Genomic DNA, 15753 nt, shown 5'->3' with positions numbered 1-15753 from the left:
TTCATTACTCTCTACAGACTAAAAATTGGAGCGAGAACATGAGAAAAGTATTTGTAGGGTACACTTCGTACCAAGATGTTGTATATCAGGTGGCTAAACATTCCATTGAGAGGCATTCTGCTGATGTTAAGTGCTACCCTATTATTCAACAGGCTTTGCGCGATCTTGGTATTTATTACAGGGATATAGATAAGAACGGCGCTACTGAATTTTCGATAACGCGATTTCTTACCCCGTGGCTCGCAGGCTTTAAAGGCTGGGTAATGTTTTGTGATAATGATGTACTTGCTTTGACTGATGTAAATGAACTCTTTGACCAAGCAGATGATAAGTATGCCGTGATGGTTGTAAAGCACGATCACACCCCATCTGAGACGGTGAAACTTGATGGACAAGTTCAGACACAGTACCCGAGAAAAAATTGGTCTTCAGTTGTATTATGGAATCTTGACCATCCAAAGAATCAGCTGATAACTCCTGATTTAGTAAATGAGATTTCTCCATTATACTTACATCGGTTTATGTGGTTAGAAGATCATGAGATTGGCGAACTTTCTCTTGAATGGAACTGGTTAGTAGATTGGTATAAAGAACCAGACAATGGCAAACCAAAGTTTTTACATTTTACTGACGGTGGCCCGTATTTTAAGAATTATCAAGACTGCGATTACGCGGATCTATGGTTAAAAGAATACGAATTGATGACAGGAAAGCCATTCACGCAAGAAGATATAATCGACTAAAGAACTGAGAATAAGAAGTACAATGAAAATTCAACATATTGAAATAAACAATAATGCACCTTTCTGCCTCTTCGGTGGAGTAAATGTATTAGAGACAGAACAGTTCGCGATAGACGTTTGCGGTCACTACGTAGAAGTCTGTAAAGAACTGGATATTCCGCTAGTATTTAAAGCTTCTTTCGACAAAGCGAATCGCTCATCTGTTCATTCATATCGCGGTCCTGGATTAGAAAAGGGTTTAGAAATATTCTCAGCTTTAAAAAAAGAATTCGATAATATTCCTTTGATTACCGACGTACATGAACCTTGGCAAGCCAAACCAGTTTCTGAAATCGTTGACGTGCTTCAATTGCCCGCTTTTCTTGCACGTCAAACCGACCTCGTTGCTGCACTCGCTGAGACTAAAAGGCCAATTAATATTAAAAAGCCACAGTTCATCAGCCCTGGACAGATGAAAAACATTGTGCATAAGTTTGAAGAAATGGGCAACGAAAACCTCATGCTCTGTGACCGTGGCACACTCCATGGCTATGACAACCTAGTGGTCGATATGCTTGGGTTTGGTGTGATGAAGCAGGTAAGTAATAATAAACCTATTATTTTTGATGTAACTCATGCACTTCAGACTCGAGATTCTGGTGCAGCTGCATCTGGTGGCAGACGCGACCAAGTATGCGAGCTTGCTAGGGCGGGAATGGCTACCAAAATTGCAGGCCTGTTTTTGGAGTCACATCCAGACCCCGACAAAGCAAAATGTGACGGCCCGAGCGCGTTGCCCTTGGAATTGTTAAAACCTTTCCTTGCCCAAATGAAAGCTGTTGACAGTTTAGTCAAATCCTTCACCCCATTGGATACTTCAAAATAACATGAGCGTGCATATCATAATTCCAGCTCGGTATAATTCTTCACGATTACCGGGTAAACCTTTGCTCGAAATTAAAGGAAGACCTGTTGTATGGCATGTCTACCAGCGGGCCTTAGAAACAAATATTGATTCAATTATTGTCGCAACAGATGATGACAGAATACTGCAAGCTGTTGAGTCTTTTGAGTGCCAAGTGGTTATGACTGGAGAATCGCACCAAAGTGGCACGGATCGTTTAGCCGAAGTAGCAACTAAATTAGGGTTTAATGACGATGACATTGTTGTGAATCTTCAAGGCGATGAGCCTTTAATTGACCCTGATTATATCGAGGTTGTAGTAGAACATCTGAAAAAAAACTCAGGGGCTGACATTTCTACGTTAATGTGTCCTATAGACTCAGCCAAGGACCTTTTTAATCCTAATATAGTTAAAGTTGTTACTGCACAAGACTCATTAGCTCTTTATTTTAGTCGCGCTCCTATCCCTTGGGAAAGAGGGAAATTTGACAAATTTGATGACTTAGAAGAACTGCAAATAAGCGATGGGCAATACTTTCGTCATATCGGTTTATATGCTTATAGGGTCAGAACTCTAAAAACGCTGAGTCAATCCCCTATGACTAAATTAGAGGAACTCGAGGCACTTGAACAATTACGCGCATTGCAGCTTGGTAAAAAAATTGCGGTAGCTAAAGTTGAAAACGCATGTCCACATGGGGTAGACACCCTAGAGGATTACGTAAGAATTAAAAAAATCATGGAAGAATCTATATAATGGACTTAAAAGAACGCGCAAAGCAGGTTTTTAAAATTGAGTCTGACGCAGTCGCAAATTTATCAGCTCTGCTAACTGATGACTTTTCAAATGCAGTATCTGCAATTTTAAACAGTAGAGGACGCCTGATTGTATGTGGAATGGGAAAATCTGGAATAATTGGAAAGAAAATATCGGCTACATTAGCTAGTACTGGTACTCCAAGTTTTTCGATGCATCCAGGTGAAGCCTTTCATGGTGATCTAGGTATGGTAGTTGCGGAAGATATATTTTTGGCTATCTCTAACTCTGGGGAAACTGAAGAGGTTTTGAAATTGCTTCCGTTTTTGAAAGACAATCAAAATTTATTGATTTCAATGACTGGCAACCCTAATTCAACGCTAGCAAAGGAAAGTGAGTTTCATTTAAACATAGCGGTTCCTCAAGAAGCCTGTCCGTTAAAACTTGCCCCAACAGCTTCAACTACAGCAACCCTCGCTATGGGCGATGCTATAGCTATAGCTCTGATGGAAGGCAGGAATTTTCAACCAGAAAATTTTGCAAGGTTTCATCCTGGTGGAAGTTTAGGGCGAAAACTGTTGTTGAAGGTGAAGGATGAAATGCTCACGAAAAACCTCCCTACGGTTGAGGAGGGGACCTCATTGATAAACATCATCGACAGTATTTCAAGAGGCGAGCAAGGGCTTGCTGTTGTCACCGAACAAAATATGTTAATAAAAGGTATCGTAACGGATGGTGATATTCGCCGAGCTATGGAAAAATATGGTACGGAAGTATTTTCAATGAAGGCAATTGATCTAATGTCTTCCTCTCCTAAAACCATCTCGCCAAACGAGCTTGTTTCTTACGCAGACGATATCATGCAGAGCGCTAGATTAAACAAATTACTTGTTGAGTCAGAAGGAAAATTAATAGGTATTTTGAGAAAATAGTGGCCATAAGCTGAGCGATTCTTAGAGAATGTCTCAAAATACTATGACTCTATAAATAATGAAATTGAACAAAGTTTCAATTGTGATGGGCTTTACGAAGAAACGAGCCTGTAACAGATTCTATGTAACTGCCATTAGTTAATATGCTTTTCGAGGCGTTCCTCGAACTCGATAATAAAACGACTCATCGACTGACGCCAATTTTTAATCTGCATCGACCATTTCTTACTGGCGTCTTTTATTGCTAAGTACACCATTTTTCTAGCGGAATCATCACTGGGGAAGATTTTCCGTTTCTTGATGGCTTTACGGATAACGCTATTCAGAGATTCAATGGCGTTAGTGGTGTAAATTGCCCTGCGGATGTCCTCTGGGTAGTTGAACAAGGTATTAAGATTGTGCCAGTGCGTCCGCCATGATTTAGCGATTTGTGGATACTGGCCGTCCCATGTTTCAGCAAACCGTTCTATAGACGTCAAAAGTAGAATTTTCTCGTAATCTATACGCAGGAAATTCTGCATGAAAAAATCTAAATACACTCCTTCTTGGCTCAGCGTACGCCGAAGAGCTCTAAAAAGGTATGTCACTAGTTTAGGGGAAGTTTACAGCCCGAAACGCTCTTGGAAATTGAACAAGCTGGGTAGTCCAGTCCAAGGTTTATGCTTACACTGAAGCGCGGCAACATTGATAGTGTGATTACGTCAAAATCGCTTCGTATTTATACCGTCAGTATCCCTTGGTAATCACACTAATTCAAATAAGTGTCAATCAAGCGGGTTCTTTAATTTTTCCTGTCTTACTCGCGTTAGAGACTGATACGCCGCACTATCAGGTTTAAGCTGAGATTGGTTACTAAACCATTCAACGTTCCGTTTAACAACCTTTGCAGGACTGCCTGCAATTACACAAAACTCTTCCTCAAAGCGCTTTGTGACAATCGATTGTGCTCCGATAATGCAGTCATTTGGTATTGTAACAGATTTATTGATGTAGGATTGCTCACCTACCCAGACATGATTACCGATAAAAATTCCTTCAGATACATCAAGATATTCTCCTGATTCTCGATCAAATATAAGGTGAGGAAATTCACCACCTCTGATGGTTATGTTATTTGAAAACATGCAATTTTTACCTATCAAAATTTTGTTCCCAATATTCGGAAGCAAAAATCGCCCTTTGGATGCAATGGAAAAGCCCTCTTCTATTTCTAAAGTAGTGTTGTGTGAATGATGCTTCCTAGTTCCAATTTCTATTCTTAAGTTATTTAGGTTAGAGTTTCTCCCTATAATAATCCTGTTGTTGTCTCCAAAAACATAAAGCTGTAAGCCCTGATGCTTTTTGCTTGAATCAATCTGAATATAGTTGTTGCTTCCTTGCACTACTCCTTGAACTGTTGTCTGCTCAGAAATCTCAGTTTTGTTGTTTGTACCTGTAATTTGAAGTGTTTCCATGTATCCCTTAGACCCTTCGTTTTTAAGTTTCTAAATTGATTATTATTAGCGTAGCTCGTATTAGATTATCTCTGTAAGGCCTTGATTACTTGCTTAGGCAATAAAGTAACAAACGATTATAAGTTTTTTATATCATTTGATATCCGACAGGCTAACTTGCTAGAAAATCAGTACTGATAAACTCAGCTTTCATCACTGATTAGTGAATCTTTCGTTTTGTCTCCATTAAAATGCATTAAAAGTCAACAATCGCGAAAACATTGCATTTGCAAATGACTCTGTTTTTGCGAACAGAACTTGTAGATAAAACGAGGAACTGACTCTCAAATGTTACATACCTCGATCTTTGGTAAAAAATTAACACCTAGGTGCTTTGTATCTCGAAACTCTTTTTTATTTAGTAGAGGTTTAGACATTGAAGTATTTTTTATCGAAAGCGCGTCTCAAAAGGCCTCCTTTTTGTTTGAGTTGATTTTTTGTTTTCACAACCTCAAACGTTTTCCATAATGCTCATTAGCCGACTGGTGTAGGGTAATTTAAGAATGTTTTCTATGAAATCTGTTGAAAGCGCTTCTGGATAGTTTTTCACTTTACCCTCTCTAACTTTTAACATACTTCTATTAGGACTCTCTTTCGTTGATCCCATTCGACCATTAGTTAGTGAAAATGCGTCAACACTGAGCTCAAACCTTTGCATAGCATTAAACTTACTGTTCTCGATAGCACCTTCGAAAGCTTTAAGGTTAACATCTCCGAATAAAAACTTAACTAGATCCATAAATCTCTGCGGCGAAGCTATTAGATGCTCGTACTGTATTAACATTTTTGGAGCAGTAGACTTGTTAAACAAATTGAAAAAAGCCAAGACTAACTTAGAATGCCTCTCTATACCGTATTGCTTCGAAAGTATGAAATCCTGCAGTGATGCTTTAACTACCTGCTCTCTGAAGACTTTTTGGTTGTAAAACGATACAAGTGTACTTAAAGGATCTCTAACCAAAAATATTAAGTTTTTTGTCCAACAAATTTGTTGGTCCATGATAAACGGTGTCACGGGATAATCTTGAAAAAAATCGAAGAAGTTATGACTAAAATTGATGGTTGGTGTTCTAATTATTGCCCGCCTTTTGTCCCAACTTCTATGAGGGGTGAACTCTAAGCTAAACATGGTTTCAAAAGCAGCTTCGATATATCTAGCTAAAAAGTACCTAACCCATGTCCTACCTGATTTAGGAAAAGATAAGAAAAGATAATCACAATCGCATAGTTCTCGGTATCTTTTTGGGTATGATCTAAGGTTAGGGTATTTTTTTACATTACTGTCAAACTCTTCATAAAAATCATCATAGTTCCTAAACACTTCTTTCCCCATTAATACTATTGATAACTGGACCATTACGATACTAGCAATTTTCTATGCCGTTTTATGAAGGCAAGTGGCTAGATTGAAGCCAAGTTAATGGGTTTTATCATATTAAGCAAGGTAGTGTTAAACCCGACTGTCGAAACGCTTTTCAAAAAGTACATTACATTGTATAAGTCAGGTATTCGAGAAGGTTTCCTAAGCAAGGCTTAACGATTTACAGTATCACTAATTAATATTTCTCCGGCGCTTTTAGTCACGATGTCGACCTGAGTCCCATTCTTTAGCTTTTTAGGGTAAGTAAAACTAAACCCAATAAAACCATTTCGATGAATGTTTCGTTCATTAGCAGTGCTTCTATATTCACTCGCTAGAACTTCCGTTACCTTTTTGTTACCGACACGCACCTCTAACGCAACTGGAGACTGACTGTCATAATCGGCAGCCCAACCTTTCATCATTTTACCTTCATCACTTATGGCCATGTTTGTTTTACCAAAGCGTATAAAAGGACTATCAGCCTCTAAAGCCAACTTTTGTCGTTCAAAGCGTGTGAGCGCATATTCATAAAGCTTAAAATCTTCTTTGTTATGCTTTTTTATCAGCGCAATCTCTTCGTCAGATAATTCATAGCTTGAAGATTTTTTCTCTGTATTTTTATTGATATCCAATCCTTGAATATCAATGGAATACATCTTGTTAATGAGTGCTAATGATTCATTGTAACGTTCTGTCAAACCTATAAAACCAATAGCGTCAGGCCACGTACCTTGAAATGCTTTGTATTGTACGTTTTTAAATCGCGGTTCATTTACGAATTCGGTGAACGAACGTTTATAACGGTGGTGGCGAGTAAAATGCTCGTAATGAGAACGAACCTGTTGAATAGGATCACGAACGAAGGTTATTGCATTCTTAGCCGGAATAAATGGCGCATATTTAGGATGATTAATGTGCCCTGTAAGGAATTTAGCTTTTTCTACTATCTTCATTCCGGCTGCGTAGCGGTCACGTTTTTCATAATCTAACGTTCGTATGTCTGGGTTAGTCTCATTTGCTTTAGGCCCATAATCATAGAAGACATGCTCTTTACCGAAGTAGCGCTCGGCCGCTACGCGGAAACTAGAACCGGCAGTTTTAGATATATGAATAAAAAATAATGGGTAATTTGCTGCTTCCATTTTGTCCTATCTAATAGAAAAAGTTCGGTGGGCATTGAAAGGTTTGTATTGGTTAATATTAACATTTACAGCCTTACTGACAACCGCAAAGAGTCCATAAACCTGTTGTAAACATGAGTTGCACTGCTTAATTAATGCTTAACGCCTTTTAAACAAACTGAGACCTTAAAAAAGGCTGTTTGTGTAGAGCGCAATTCTGTTTTTTCACCAAAATAAAGCGTTATGGCGTTAAATAAAAAGACAACCACTCTCGCTCCTGAGAGTTAAGACTGTCTTGCTGAGGCTGCCTATACATCTCTGCATTCCAAGCTTCGTACAAGCTTTTAAGTTCTTCTGCTTTGTCTGGCATGTCTGACATTAAGTTATTGGAAAGTGTCTCGTCTAAAGACATATCAAACAAAAACTCGTGCTCTGCGCCCATTTTAAGGTACTTATAGTTTCCAAGACGAACTGCTGACTGATTCCAAAAACGCCAAAAAAGCGGGCGGTTCATAAGAGCGCTCTTGTCAAAACCTTGAGTTGGAAAAATATCAACACCGTCGAGTTCTGATAAAACAGTTTCAGGCGCACCTGCACGTTTAATAGCAGAGTACAGTACATCTAGGCTGATGACCGGCTCTTCAAGAACGGTATTGCTTTGCAGTTTGTCGGGCCAATGGACGATAAAGGGCACTTTTATCCCCCCTTCAGTCAACATACCTTTTTCACCGACTAAGGGGGTATTCAGTGAACCATTCCAAGCCTCTTTTTCCGTTATGGGTGCATCAGTAAAGTCGAGTCCTATTGGAGCACCATTGTCACTGATAAAAGCGATAATAGTGTTTTCCAGTATTCCATGTTCTTCAAGCTTAGATACTATACTGCCTACGCCTGCATCTACTGCGTACATCATTGCCAACGCGTATCTACGCCGATTAGACGACTGTTCAGGGAATAATGACAAGTAATCTTCTGTTGCCTCTAAAGGTACATGAGGGGCGTAATGAGCCACATGAAGATAAAACGGCTCATCGTGATTTATATCTATAAATTGCGTCGCTGCATCTGAAACAACATCTAACCTGTAGTCAGAATTACTTATCCAGCCCAACTGGGTTTGATTGCCCTCAAGGTCATAGTTAGCCCAATAACGGTTTGCGTAACCGAAATAATTGTATTTATAACCTTTTGATGACGGGTAATATCGCTCCTTTAGCGATGAAGGTAACTTGCCAGGGTTAAACTCACTTATGGGTGTATTAGGAAAGTTATACTTAAACCATGGCTTTGAATTTTGATCTACTTCAAGGTGCCACTTGCCAACCATTCCTGTTGTATAACCAAGGTCAGAAAAACGGTCTCCCATGGTGACTACATTTTCAGGTATTGGTGTATATCGGTTGTCATCTACTCCAAATCGTTGTTGATAGACACCAGTAACCATTCCCGCTCGCGAGGGTGTGCATTGGGGTGCAGTTATGTAGCCATTAGTAAATAGCACCCCATTGGCCGCTAGCTTGTCTATATTAGGCGTGTTGATGCCTTGAACAATATTGTGAACGCCGATGTCAGCATATCCTTGGTCGTCGGTGAAAATGACAATTAGATTTGGCTTGGAAGGAAGTATTAAAGACTTCGCGCTGACTTTAAATTTTGTTCCAGCTTCATTTACTAGGTTTGCTGTAATACTAAATGATGTGCGTTTACGTACTTGGGGTGCAATAAAGCTGAACTTGCCTTCGCTGGTATTCACTATATTTAGTGAAGTTTCCAATGATGTATTCCACGACTCTACCGTAACCTTTTGCGAATTGCTGTCATTAGAGTCGTTTACAGTTATGAAAACTGTGTCATCAGAAGTAATTTTTTGTGGCAAAGTAATTGAATAAGAGCGACTGAATTGCTCCTGTTCAGACACCGTTGGTGGGGACGATTGGGAGTCGCCGCCACATGAAGCTACACATAATAAAACTAAAAAAAACAAGCCACGCAACGTTACAGCATCCATACTTTTATTCCAAATTCGGCGAATTACACCTCACCAGTATTCTTGTATTATTGATTGGCGAATAATCTAGCGTCAATAATAAAAATAGTAGTTACAAATAATTCGCCGTTTTATTGATCTTTAATCGACTCTATTTCTTCAAGAAACTCATTTTCTTCATCAGTATTTACCCACGGTTCACGCTTGTGAGCATCTTTACTTATTTTTTTCTTCAGCGCTCGGTTTTTTTCTAACTGCTCAGGATTTTTGAAAGTCGGTGCGTCATCAGAATTTAAGCCAGTGTTGATTGCAGGGTACACCCAGTGTTTTTCCGTGCTGCCATTGTACCCCTGTCGAATGAATCTTTCAGTCCACTCTACATGCCCTGCACCGTAGCCACTAAACCTAGGGTCTAGATACCCTATATTATCCATTGCATCCTTGCTACAAGCTGTACATTGCCCTGTAACCAACTTGCAAAGATACGGTAAAGTACTCGAACCTGTACCAGAAAGAACTGCATCTTCTTTTTTAATTATTCGCTTATGCGCATAATTAATGTGACCCCATAAAAGTGCCGCTATGACCCACTCTTTTTGCCAACTTTCTTCGTTTGGTCGACAGTCGTCCTCTAAGAGAATTAAAACATCAACTTTTTTGACTTCGTTGAGATAATACAAAGCCCTGTTTTTGTTTCGAACAACCCCTTTATTCTGGCAATTAGTATGAGGGACATTATTTTTTTCACACCATTCTACAGTATCGTCTTTACTGCCATCGTCGGCAACAACAAGTTGATAATCACCTGTTGTGAAGGCTTTGATGGCTTCGACAGTTTTTGCTAAATGGTCTTTCCTGTTGTACGTGATAACTCCAATACCTACATTTAAAGTAGCTATGTATTCGTCTGCTATCGAATCAAAAAGGTTGGAGATTATAGGGCCATTAGGCCGAAGTATCTTTGCTCTAGCAATTAACCAAAAGCTTGTACTTTTACTAACCTTTCTAAAAAGAATTGCTAGATCCCTGAAAACCTCTGGGGACAGGTTTACATTCATTATGAATTGACTAACAGAGAAGTCTGCATGATTCAGTATAAAAGTAACTAGTGTGGTTATATCTGTAGAAGGCAAACTATTAGCAATTAATGCCTTGGCAGTATCTAACGAAACTCTTACTTCACTGTGATTATTAAATTCATCAGTTTTGAAACCGATAAGCTTCTCGAAGTTCTTATTCCCTTTTTCTATTTCCTGTTGGATGAAGGCCAACTCAGTATCGGTTAAGCAAAACCTGTCTACCTTAACGTGACCTTTGGCCTGTTTCTCACCAGCAACCTTGTTACGTATAGCTTTAACGTAACGTTTGGCGTATTGCTTAGTTGCAACGGCCCGACTTCGAAGGCGTTTCTGCTGTAATTCTTTTTTCATTTTGAGACTATTTCAATAGACCTAACAGTATCGGAAGTTTGCTTTTTAGCTAACAACATCTTCAAAAATCACTATCTGCGTTTGCTTTTCTACAACTTTAATTGTTTGACCGTTTTTGAAAGTATTTGGATATTTGTAAGACTTCCCAATATACCCATCGCGATGAATATTTCTTTCTGAGGCTAACGCCCTGTAGTCAGATAGCTTAATGAGCTCGACAGCTTTTCCATCTAGTAATATATCGGCTTCCAACGCTTCTTCTTGCTCGTAACAACACGCCCATATATTAAGTTGCTTACCTTTGTCTTTCGGCAAAATATTCATCTGGCCAAATCGAACTAAGGGAAGCTCTTTATCTAACAACTCTTTATGTAACGTAAAGCGATCTAGCGCGAAATTGTAAAGCTCATAGTCCTTCGCGTTCATTTTTTTGATAAGTGAAGTTTCACTCTCAGTGAACGTATAAGTATCGGATGCTTTGGCCGTATTTTTGTTTATATCTAGTACTTTAATATCGGTTCCATAGTATTTATTAAACAGAGCTATTGATTCATTGTAGCGTTCCGTAATACCAATAAAGCCGATAGCATCAGTCCAAACTCCATTTAATGCTTTAGACTGCATATTGGCAAAGCGGTTTTCTTTTATAAAATCTTCGAAGCTGCCTTTATAATCGTGAAGTCTTGAAAAGTGTTCATAGTGTGAACGCACTTGTTGGGCAGGGTCACGAACAAACGTTATTACGCTCTTTGCCGGAAAGAATGGAGCGTACTTGGGGTAAATGACATGCCCTGACAAAAACTTTGCATTTTTCTTTATGCTCTTGCCCGCCAGATACCTGTCTTTAGACTCGTATTCAAACTTTAAAATATCAGGATGAGTTTCGTTTGAGCCTGTACCGTAGTCAAAAAAAGTAAGCTTCCGGCCCAAAATATTGTTCTGCAGCTACACGAAAACTTGAGCCAGCGGTTTTAGGAATATGGATAAAAAATAAGGGAAAATTGTTCATAATACTTCTAGTTGTTCAGAGCCTAACGCAGCGAAAAGTTTTCATGGGTATTGGACAAATTAGGGTTATAAGCTGTGTCATTGCACAGCAGTTTTTTCCACTTATCCTTCATATACTCACTTTCTTTATTAAATCGCGCCACTTTCTCTGGCGTATCTTCTTCACCGCGGCTTATCGACTCGTGATGGTAAAGTTCAGCCCACGGGGTAAATAGGTTTCGGTAGCCTGCGGTGTGAACTTTTAAGCAAAAATCGACGTCATTAAAGGCAACTGTTAAGTCTTGTTCGTTTAACCCACCAACCTCTTCAAACACATTTTTGCGGACTAGTAAGCATGCTGCTGTAACCGCTGACATATTTTGAACAAGATGCAAACGGGTAAAATATCCCGGTTCGTTCTTATGGAAATATTTGTGAGAGTGACCGGCTACTCCGCCTATACCGAGTACTACGCCCGCATGCTGGATAGTATCGTTAGGGTAATAAAGCTTCGCACCTACACAGCCAATTTCAGGCCTAAGGGCATGCGATACCATTTCTGATAACCAGTCTTCGTTTATAACTTCGATATCGTTGTTAACTAGCCCAACTACTTCACCTTCGGCCTGGAAGACTGCAAAGTTGTTAATAGCAGAATAGTTGAAAGGCTTATCCCATTTTAAAACTCTGAAATTAGCTTTGGTATTAGTGTACTCACTGAAGAGGCCCAGTGTTTTATCACAGGTCGTTTGATTATCTACAACAATAATTTCGAAGTTCTTGTATGAGGTCTTGTCATAAATAGACTCTAAACACTGCTTTAAAATGTCATAACCATCTCTTGTCGGAATGACCAAGCTAACGAGTGGTTGCTCATTTGGCAGCGCCCAATTAACCTTATACGTATTTGGATAATTGCCTTTATCAACTGTAGCATCTTGGCCTGAATGTTCGAGGAAATGTCTTATGGCTTCAATGCCAGCATCTGTCGTGTACGACTTAGCGGAAGCATTCGAGGCTGTCGAGTTCTCAATAACACGCCAGTGATAAAGAATGAAAGGTAAATGCACAACTTCATCATGCTTAAGGCCGGCCGTCGCCCGCAAAAGTAAATCGTGATCTTGCGAACCTTCTACACCTACTCTAAATCCACCTATCTTTTTAAGCACGCTTGTTTTGTACACTACGGGGTGACATATGTAGTTTTGGCTTAGAAGTAAATCTGGGTTCCAATCAGGTTTAAAGTGCGGCTGATGGCGATTGCCCTGCTCGTCTATTTTATCTTCGTCGCCATAAAGCACTTTCGCGTTTGCGTTGTCCGTTATAGCTTTCGCAAAGAAGGATAACGTGTGAGCAGGTAACGTATCGTCATGGTCAAGCAGTAGAACGTAGTCGCTAGTTACCATACTTAAAGCGGCGTTACTTGATTTGGAAATATGCCCGTTTTCGCTCAGCAGGTTCAATTTAATATTGGCGTGCTTTTGTGCGTATGACTCTAATGTGCTAATAGTCTCTGCGTTGGTCGACGCATCATCGGCAATACATAATTCCCAATTTTTGTGAGCTTGCCGAAGAACAGAATCGATACACTCTCTTAAATAAATAGGGTCAGTGTTGTAAGTAGGAAGAATAATAGAAAACTTTACTTCTGACTGTTCTGAGGTGAAGGTTTGCTGCATTTTCTGTAACGCGCGCGGCTCATCAAACTCAACCCAAAACGGATAGCTTTTTTCCATCACTCCTGTGGTAAAGGTTTTATTGTATTCTTCGTATACTGTCTCTATTAACGTTCCACCGTTAAGCTTTCGGTTTGTATCAAGGTACTCTTCTACATCATCGACATGGCTGAGCAGCTTATATAATCGCTGTTTCATGTGTCGCATCGCAATGAAAGACGGCACTTTCGAAATCATGAACGTGTTTAGAGTAAACTCAGTTTCTGCTTCACAAGGGTCGAAGCGAAGCATACCATTGTTATTTTCAAGATAGAAAAGGCGGTTTACAAATTTAGTGCTATGCCATGGCACATCAACAGTGGCTAGCTCGCCTTTCTGTAAATTGGAATACAACTTTCCCACGTGCGACTGATGGTTCGCTTCAGTTATTTTTACGCGAAGAAGATACCATCCTTTCGCAAAGGTTCGTGAAGGTATGCGGCGAGCAGGATGAATAATAAACTGTGGATCATCACCAGTTGACAACCAGCTAGAGCCATTACTTTCGATCGTGGTTTCATTCAACTGGTGGTGAGGGACAATGATTAACTTTTTGGCTAGCCGATATGCTAATCGTTTCAGATTAGATGGCTTTAGTACTTTTGATAACAAAATGCGTAAACACCCTATTCCTATGCAATGCTAAACTGCTTTCCTTAATATTGCATGGTTCAGCTACTGAGCATGCAAACCAGCTATTGTCCCTAATAATATACTATTTCAAATAGTGGCAACACAGGATATTCGTCATTTTAACTTCTAGAGAGTGCCTTAGATAAGAAAAAAGCACCTTACGGTGCTTTTTTGAAATATTATTCTGATTTATTTGGCAACGCGCCCATATCTATCAGAAAAACGCACAATATCGTCTTCACCAAGATATGCACCTGACTGCACTTCAATAAGCTCTAGAGGAATCTTTCCAGGGTTTTCTAACGCATGAACCGCACCAATAGGAATGTAGACCGACTCGTTTTCTGTAACTAGCTGTGTTTTTTCATCAATAGTTACGTTTGCACTGCCAGATACTACAATCCAATGCTCAGCGCGATGATGATGCATTTGAACAGATAGTTTTTCACCTGGCTTAACCGTAATGCGTTTTACTTGGAAACGGGCGCCGCTATCAATAGAATCGTAGCTTCCCCATGGACGGAATACTTCACGGTGGAATTTGAACTCAGCGCGGTGCTCTGCTTTAAGTTTGTTCACTACCGTTTTAATGCTTTGCGCATCGTTCTTATGTGCCACCATAACGGCATCTTTGGTTTCTACTACGATAACGTCTTCTAGCCCAATTACTGATACCAGACGCTGCTCAGCATTAACATAACTGTTCTTAGTGTTTTCTAAGATAGTATCGCCTACAGTAGCATTGCCGTTTTCGTCTTTCTCTGCAGTTTCCCATAGTGACGACCAACTCCCCACGTCGCTCCAACCTGCGTCTAATGGAACCATAGCTGCGCTATAGGTTTTTTCCATTACCGCGTAATCGATTGAATCGTCTGGGCAAGTCGCAAAAATGTCGTGGTCAACACGGATGAAATCTAGATCTGGTGTTTCTGTGTCGATAGCACGCTTACACACGTCTAGCATTTCAGGGTTGTATTTTCCTAACTCTTCCAAGTAACGGCTTGCTTTAAACATAAACATACCGCTATTCCAGTAGTAACTGCCCGAATCTACATACTCTTTTGCAGTTTCCAAAGCAGGCTTTTCCACAAACTGTGCTACTTCAAAACCATCGCCCGCTTGCCCACCAGCTTTGATATAACCATACCCGGTATGCGGCTGGTCAGGAACAATACCGAAAGTAACAAGTTTACCCTGCTCTGCCAGCTTTTCGGCCTTAGCAATAGCAGTGTGAAATGCTTGGTTGTTTTTAATAAGGTGATCTGCAGCTAGGACAAGAAGAACAGGGTCTTCGCCATTAATTGTGGCGTGTAGTGCAGCTAATGCAATTGCCGGTGCCGTATTACGACCAACAGGCTCTAAAAGAATGCCGCCATGTTGAATGTCTTTTTGACGAAGCTGCTCTGCAACCAAAAAGCGGTGTGCATCGTTACAAATGAAGATGGGGTTTTGAGCTGGCGTGCCTTTTAAGCGTGTGATTGTGTCTTGAAGCATGGTGCTGTCTGATGTAAGAGACAAAAACTGCTTTGGAAGCGCTGCACGCGATTTTGGCCATAAGCGACTACCTGAGCCGCCAGCTAATACTACTGGTTTCATTTGTAATATCCTTGATGTGTGGGTTCTGTGCCCACGTCCTGTTATTTATATATTCTCTGTTTAGTATACAAAGGTTTGTATTACGATTAAATGGCAAAGTTGTACTGTCTTAC

Annotated in this window: 12 protein-coding genes and 1 pseudogene; 4 read left to right on the top strand and 9 right to left on the bottom strand. The window is 40.0% G+C overall.

Annotated elements, in window-relative coordinates; genetic code table 11:
- Positions 1–38 precede the first annotated feature (38 nt).
- The 4 genes from ACYX4M_RS09665 to ACYX4M_RS09650 are packed head-to-tail and all read left to right on the top strand — an operon-like array spanning position 39 to position 3315.
- Positions 39–743 (top strand): hypothetical protein, encoded by a 705-nt coding sequence (locus tag ACYX4M_RS09665; protein WP_476082822.1) that lies wholly within the window; start codon positions 39–41, stop codon positions 741–743.
- Positions 744–765: 22 nt separating this feature from the next.
- Complete coding sequence (gene kdsA / locus ACYX4M_RS09660; protein ID WP_476082821.1) at positions 766–1608, top strand: 3-deoxy-8-phosphooctulonate synthase; 843 nt, start codon at positions 766–768, stop codon at positions 1606–1608.
- A 1-nt stretch (position 1609) separates the two neighbouring features.
- The gene (kdsB, locus tag ACYX4M_RS09655) at positions 1610–2383 is read left to right on the top strand and encodes a 3-deoxy-manno-octulosonate cytidylyltransferase (RefSeq protein ID WP_476082820.1); all 774 of its coding nucleotides are present in this window, start codon (positions 1610–1612) and stop codon (positions 2381–2383) included.
- The gene (locus ACYX4M_RS09650; RefSeq protein WP_476082819.1) at positions 2383–3315 is read left to right on the top strand and encodes a KpsF/GutQ family sugar-phosphate isomerase; all 933 of its coding nucleotides are present in this window, start codon (positions 2383–2385) and stop codon (positions 3313–3315) included. Before kdsB ends, ACYX4M_RS09650 begins: the two co-directional genes overlap by 1 nt.
- Before the next feature lie 134 nt (positions 3316–3449).
- Here the strand turns inward: ACYX4M_RS09650 and ACYX4M_RS09645 are convergent.
- The 9 genes and pseudogenes from ACYX4M_RS09645 to ACYX4M_RS09605 all read right to left on the bottom strand — a co-directional run.
- A pseudogene (locus ACYX4M_RS09645) lies at positions 3450–3788 on the bottom strand (transposase); the annotation flags it as partial.
- A 291-nt stretch (positions 3789–4079) separates the two neighbouring features.
- On the bottom strand, positions 4080–4769 hold the full coding sequence (locus ACYX4M_RS09640; protein WP_476082818.1) for an acyltransferase: 690 nt from the start codon (positions 4767–4769) through the stop codon (positions 4080–4082).
- Positions 4770–5259: 490 nt separating this feature from the next.
- On the bottom strand, positions 5260–6165 hold the full coding sequence (locus ACYX4M_RS09635) for a sulfotransferase domain-containing protein (RefSeq protein ID WP_476082817.1): 906 nt from the start codon (positions 6163–6165) through the stop codon (positions 5260–5262).
- Between the two features lie 176 nt (positions 6166–6341).
- The gene (locus ACYX4M_RS09630) at positions 6342–7313 is read right to left on the bottom strand and encodes a hypothetical protein (RefSeq protein ID WP_476082816.1); all 972 of its coding nucleotides are present in this window, start codon (positions 7311–7313) and stop codon (positions 6342–6344) included.
- Positions 7314–7533: 220 nt separating this feature from the next.
- A complete protein-coding gene (locus ACYX4M_RS09625) occupies positions 7534–9300 on the bottom strand; it encodes a sulfatase-like hydrolase/transferase (RefSeq protein WP_476082815.1) in 1767 nt (588 codons plus the stop codon).
- A gap of 110 nt (positions 9301–9410) precedes the next feature.
- Positions 9411–10709, bottom strand: a complete 1299-nt coding sequence (locus tag ACYX4M_RS09620; protein ID WP_476082814.1) for a glycosyltransferase family 2 protein — start codon at positions 10707–10709, stop codon at positions 9411–9413.
- Positions 10710–10754: 45 nt separating this feature from the next.
- Positions 10755–11639: a hypothetical protein gene (locus tag ACYX4M_RS09615; RefSeq protein WP_476082813.1), complete on the bottom strand. Its 885-nt coding sequence runs from the start codon at positions 11637–11639 to the stop codon at positions 10755–10757.
- 101 nt (positions 11640–11740) lie between these two features.
- Entirely contained in the window at positions 11741–14023 is a 2283-nt protein-coding gene (locus ACYX4M_RS09610; RefSeq protein WP_476082812.1) for a glycosyltransferase family 2 protein, read from the bottom strand.
- A gap of 210 nt (positions 14024–14233) precedes the next feature.
- Complete coding sequence (locus ACYX4M_RS09605; RefSeq protein ID WP_476082811.1) at positions 14234–15640, bottom strand: mannose-1-phosphate guanylyltransferase/mannose-6-phosphate isomerase; 1407 nt, start codon at positions 15638–15640, stop codon at positions 14234–14236.
- Positions 15641–15753: the final 113 nt, after the last annotated feature.

The organism is Alteromonas sp. ABV4_150 (genome assembly GCF_056311745.1).
The sequence above is the reverse complement of the archived record's forward strand: the minus strand, read 5'-3'. Positions and strand labels throughout refer to the sequence as shown.

What these genes read in the sequence shown, in the direction of transcription:
- ACYX4M_RS09665 (WP_476082822.1), top strand. Translation starts at nt 39, where the DNA reads ATGAGAAAAGTATTTGTAGGGTACACTTCGTACCAAGATGTTGTATAT.
- kdsA (WP_476082821.1), top strand. Translation starts at nt 766, where the DNA reads ATGAAAATTCAACATATTGAAATAAACAATAATGCACCTTTCTGCCTC.
- kdsB (WP_476082820.1), top strand. Translation starts at nt 1,610, where the DNA reads ATGAGCGTGCATATCATAATTCCAGCTCGGTATAATTCTTCACGATTA.
- ACYX4M_RS09650 (WP_476082819.1), top strand. Translation starts at nt 2,383, where the DNA reads ATGGACTTAAAAGAACGCGCAAAGCAGGTTTTTAAAATTGAGTCTGAC.
- ACYX4M_RS09640 (WP_476082818.1), bottom strand. Translation starts at nt 4,769, where the DNA reads ATGGAAACACTTCAAATTACAGGTACAAACAACAAAACTGAGATTTCT.
- ACYX4M_RS09635 (WP_476082817.1), bottom strand. Translation starts at nt 6,165, where the DNA reads ATGGTCCAGTTATCAATAGTATTAATGGGGAAAGAAGTGTTTAGGAAC.
- ACYX4M_RS09630 (WP_476082816.1), bottom strand. Translation starts at nt 7,313, where the DNA reads ATGGAAGCAGCAAATTACCCATTATTTTTTATTCATATATCTAAAACT.
- ACYX4M_RS09625 (WP_476082815.1), bottom strand. Translation starts at nt 9,300, where the DNA reads ATGGATGCTGTAACGTTGCGTGGCTTGTTTTTTTTAGTTTTATTATGT.
- ACYX4M_RS09620 (WP_476082814.1), bottom strand. Translation starts at nt 10,709, where the DNA reads ATGAAAAAAGAATTACAGCAGAAACGCCTTCGAAGTCGGGCCGTTGCA.
- ACYX4M_RS09605 (WP_476082811.1), bottom strand. Translation starts at nt 15,640, where the DNA reads ATGAAACCAGTAGTATTAGCTGGCGGCTCAGGTAGTCGCTTATGGCCA.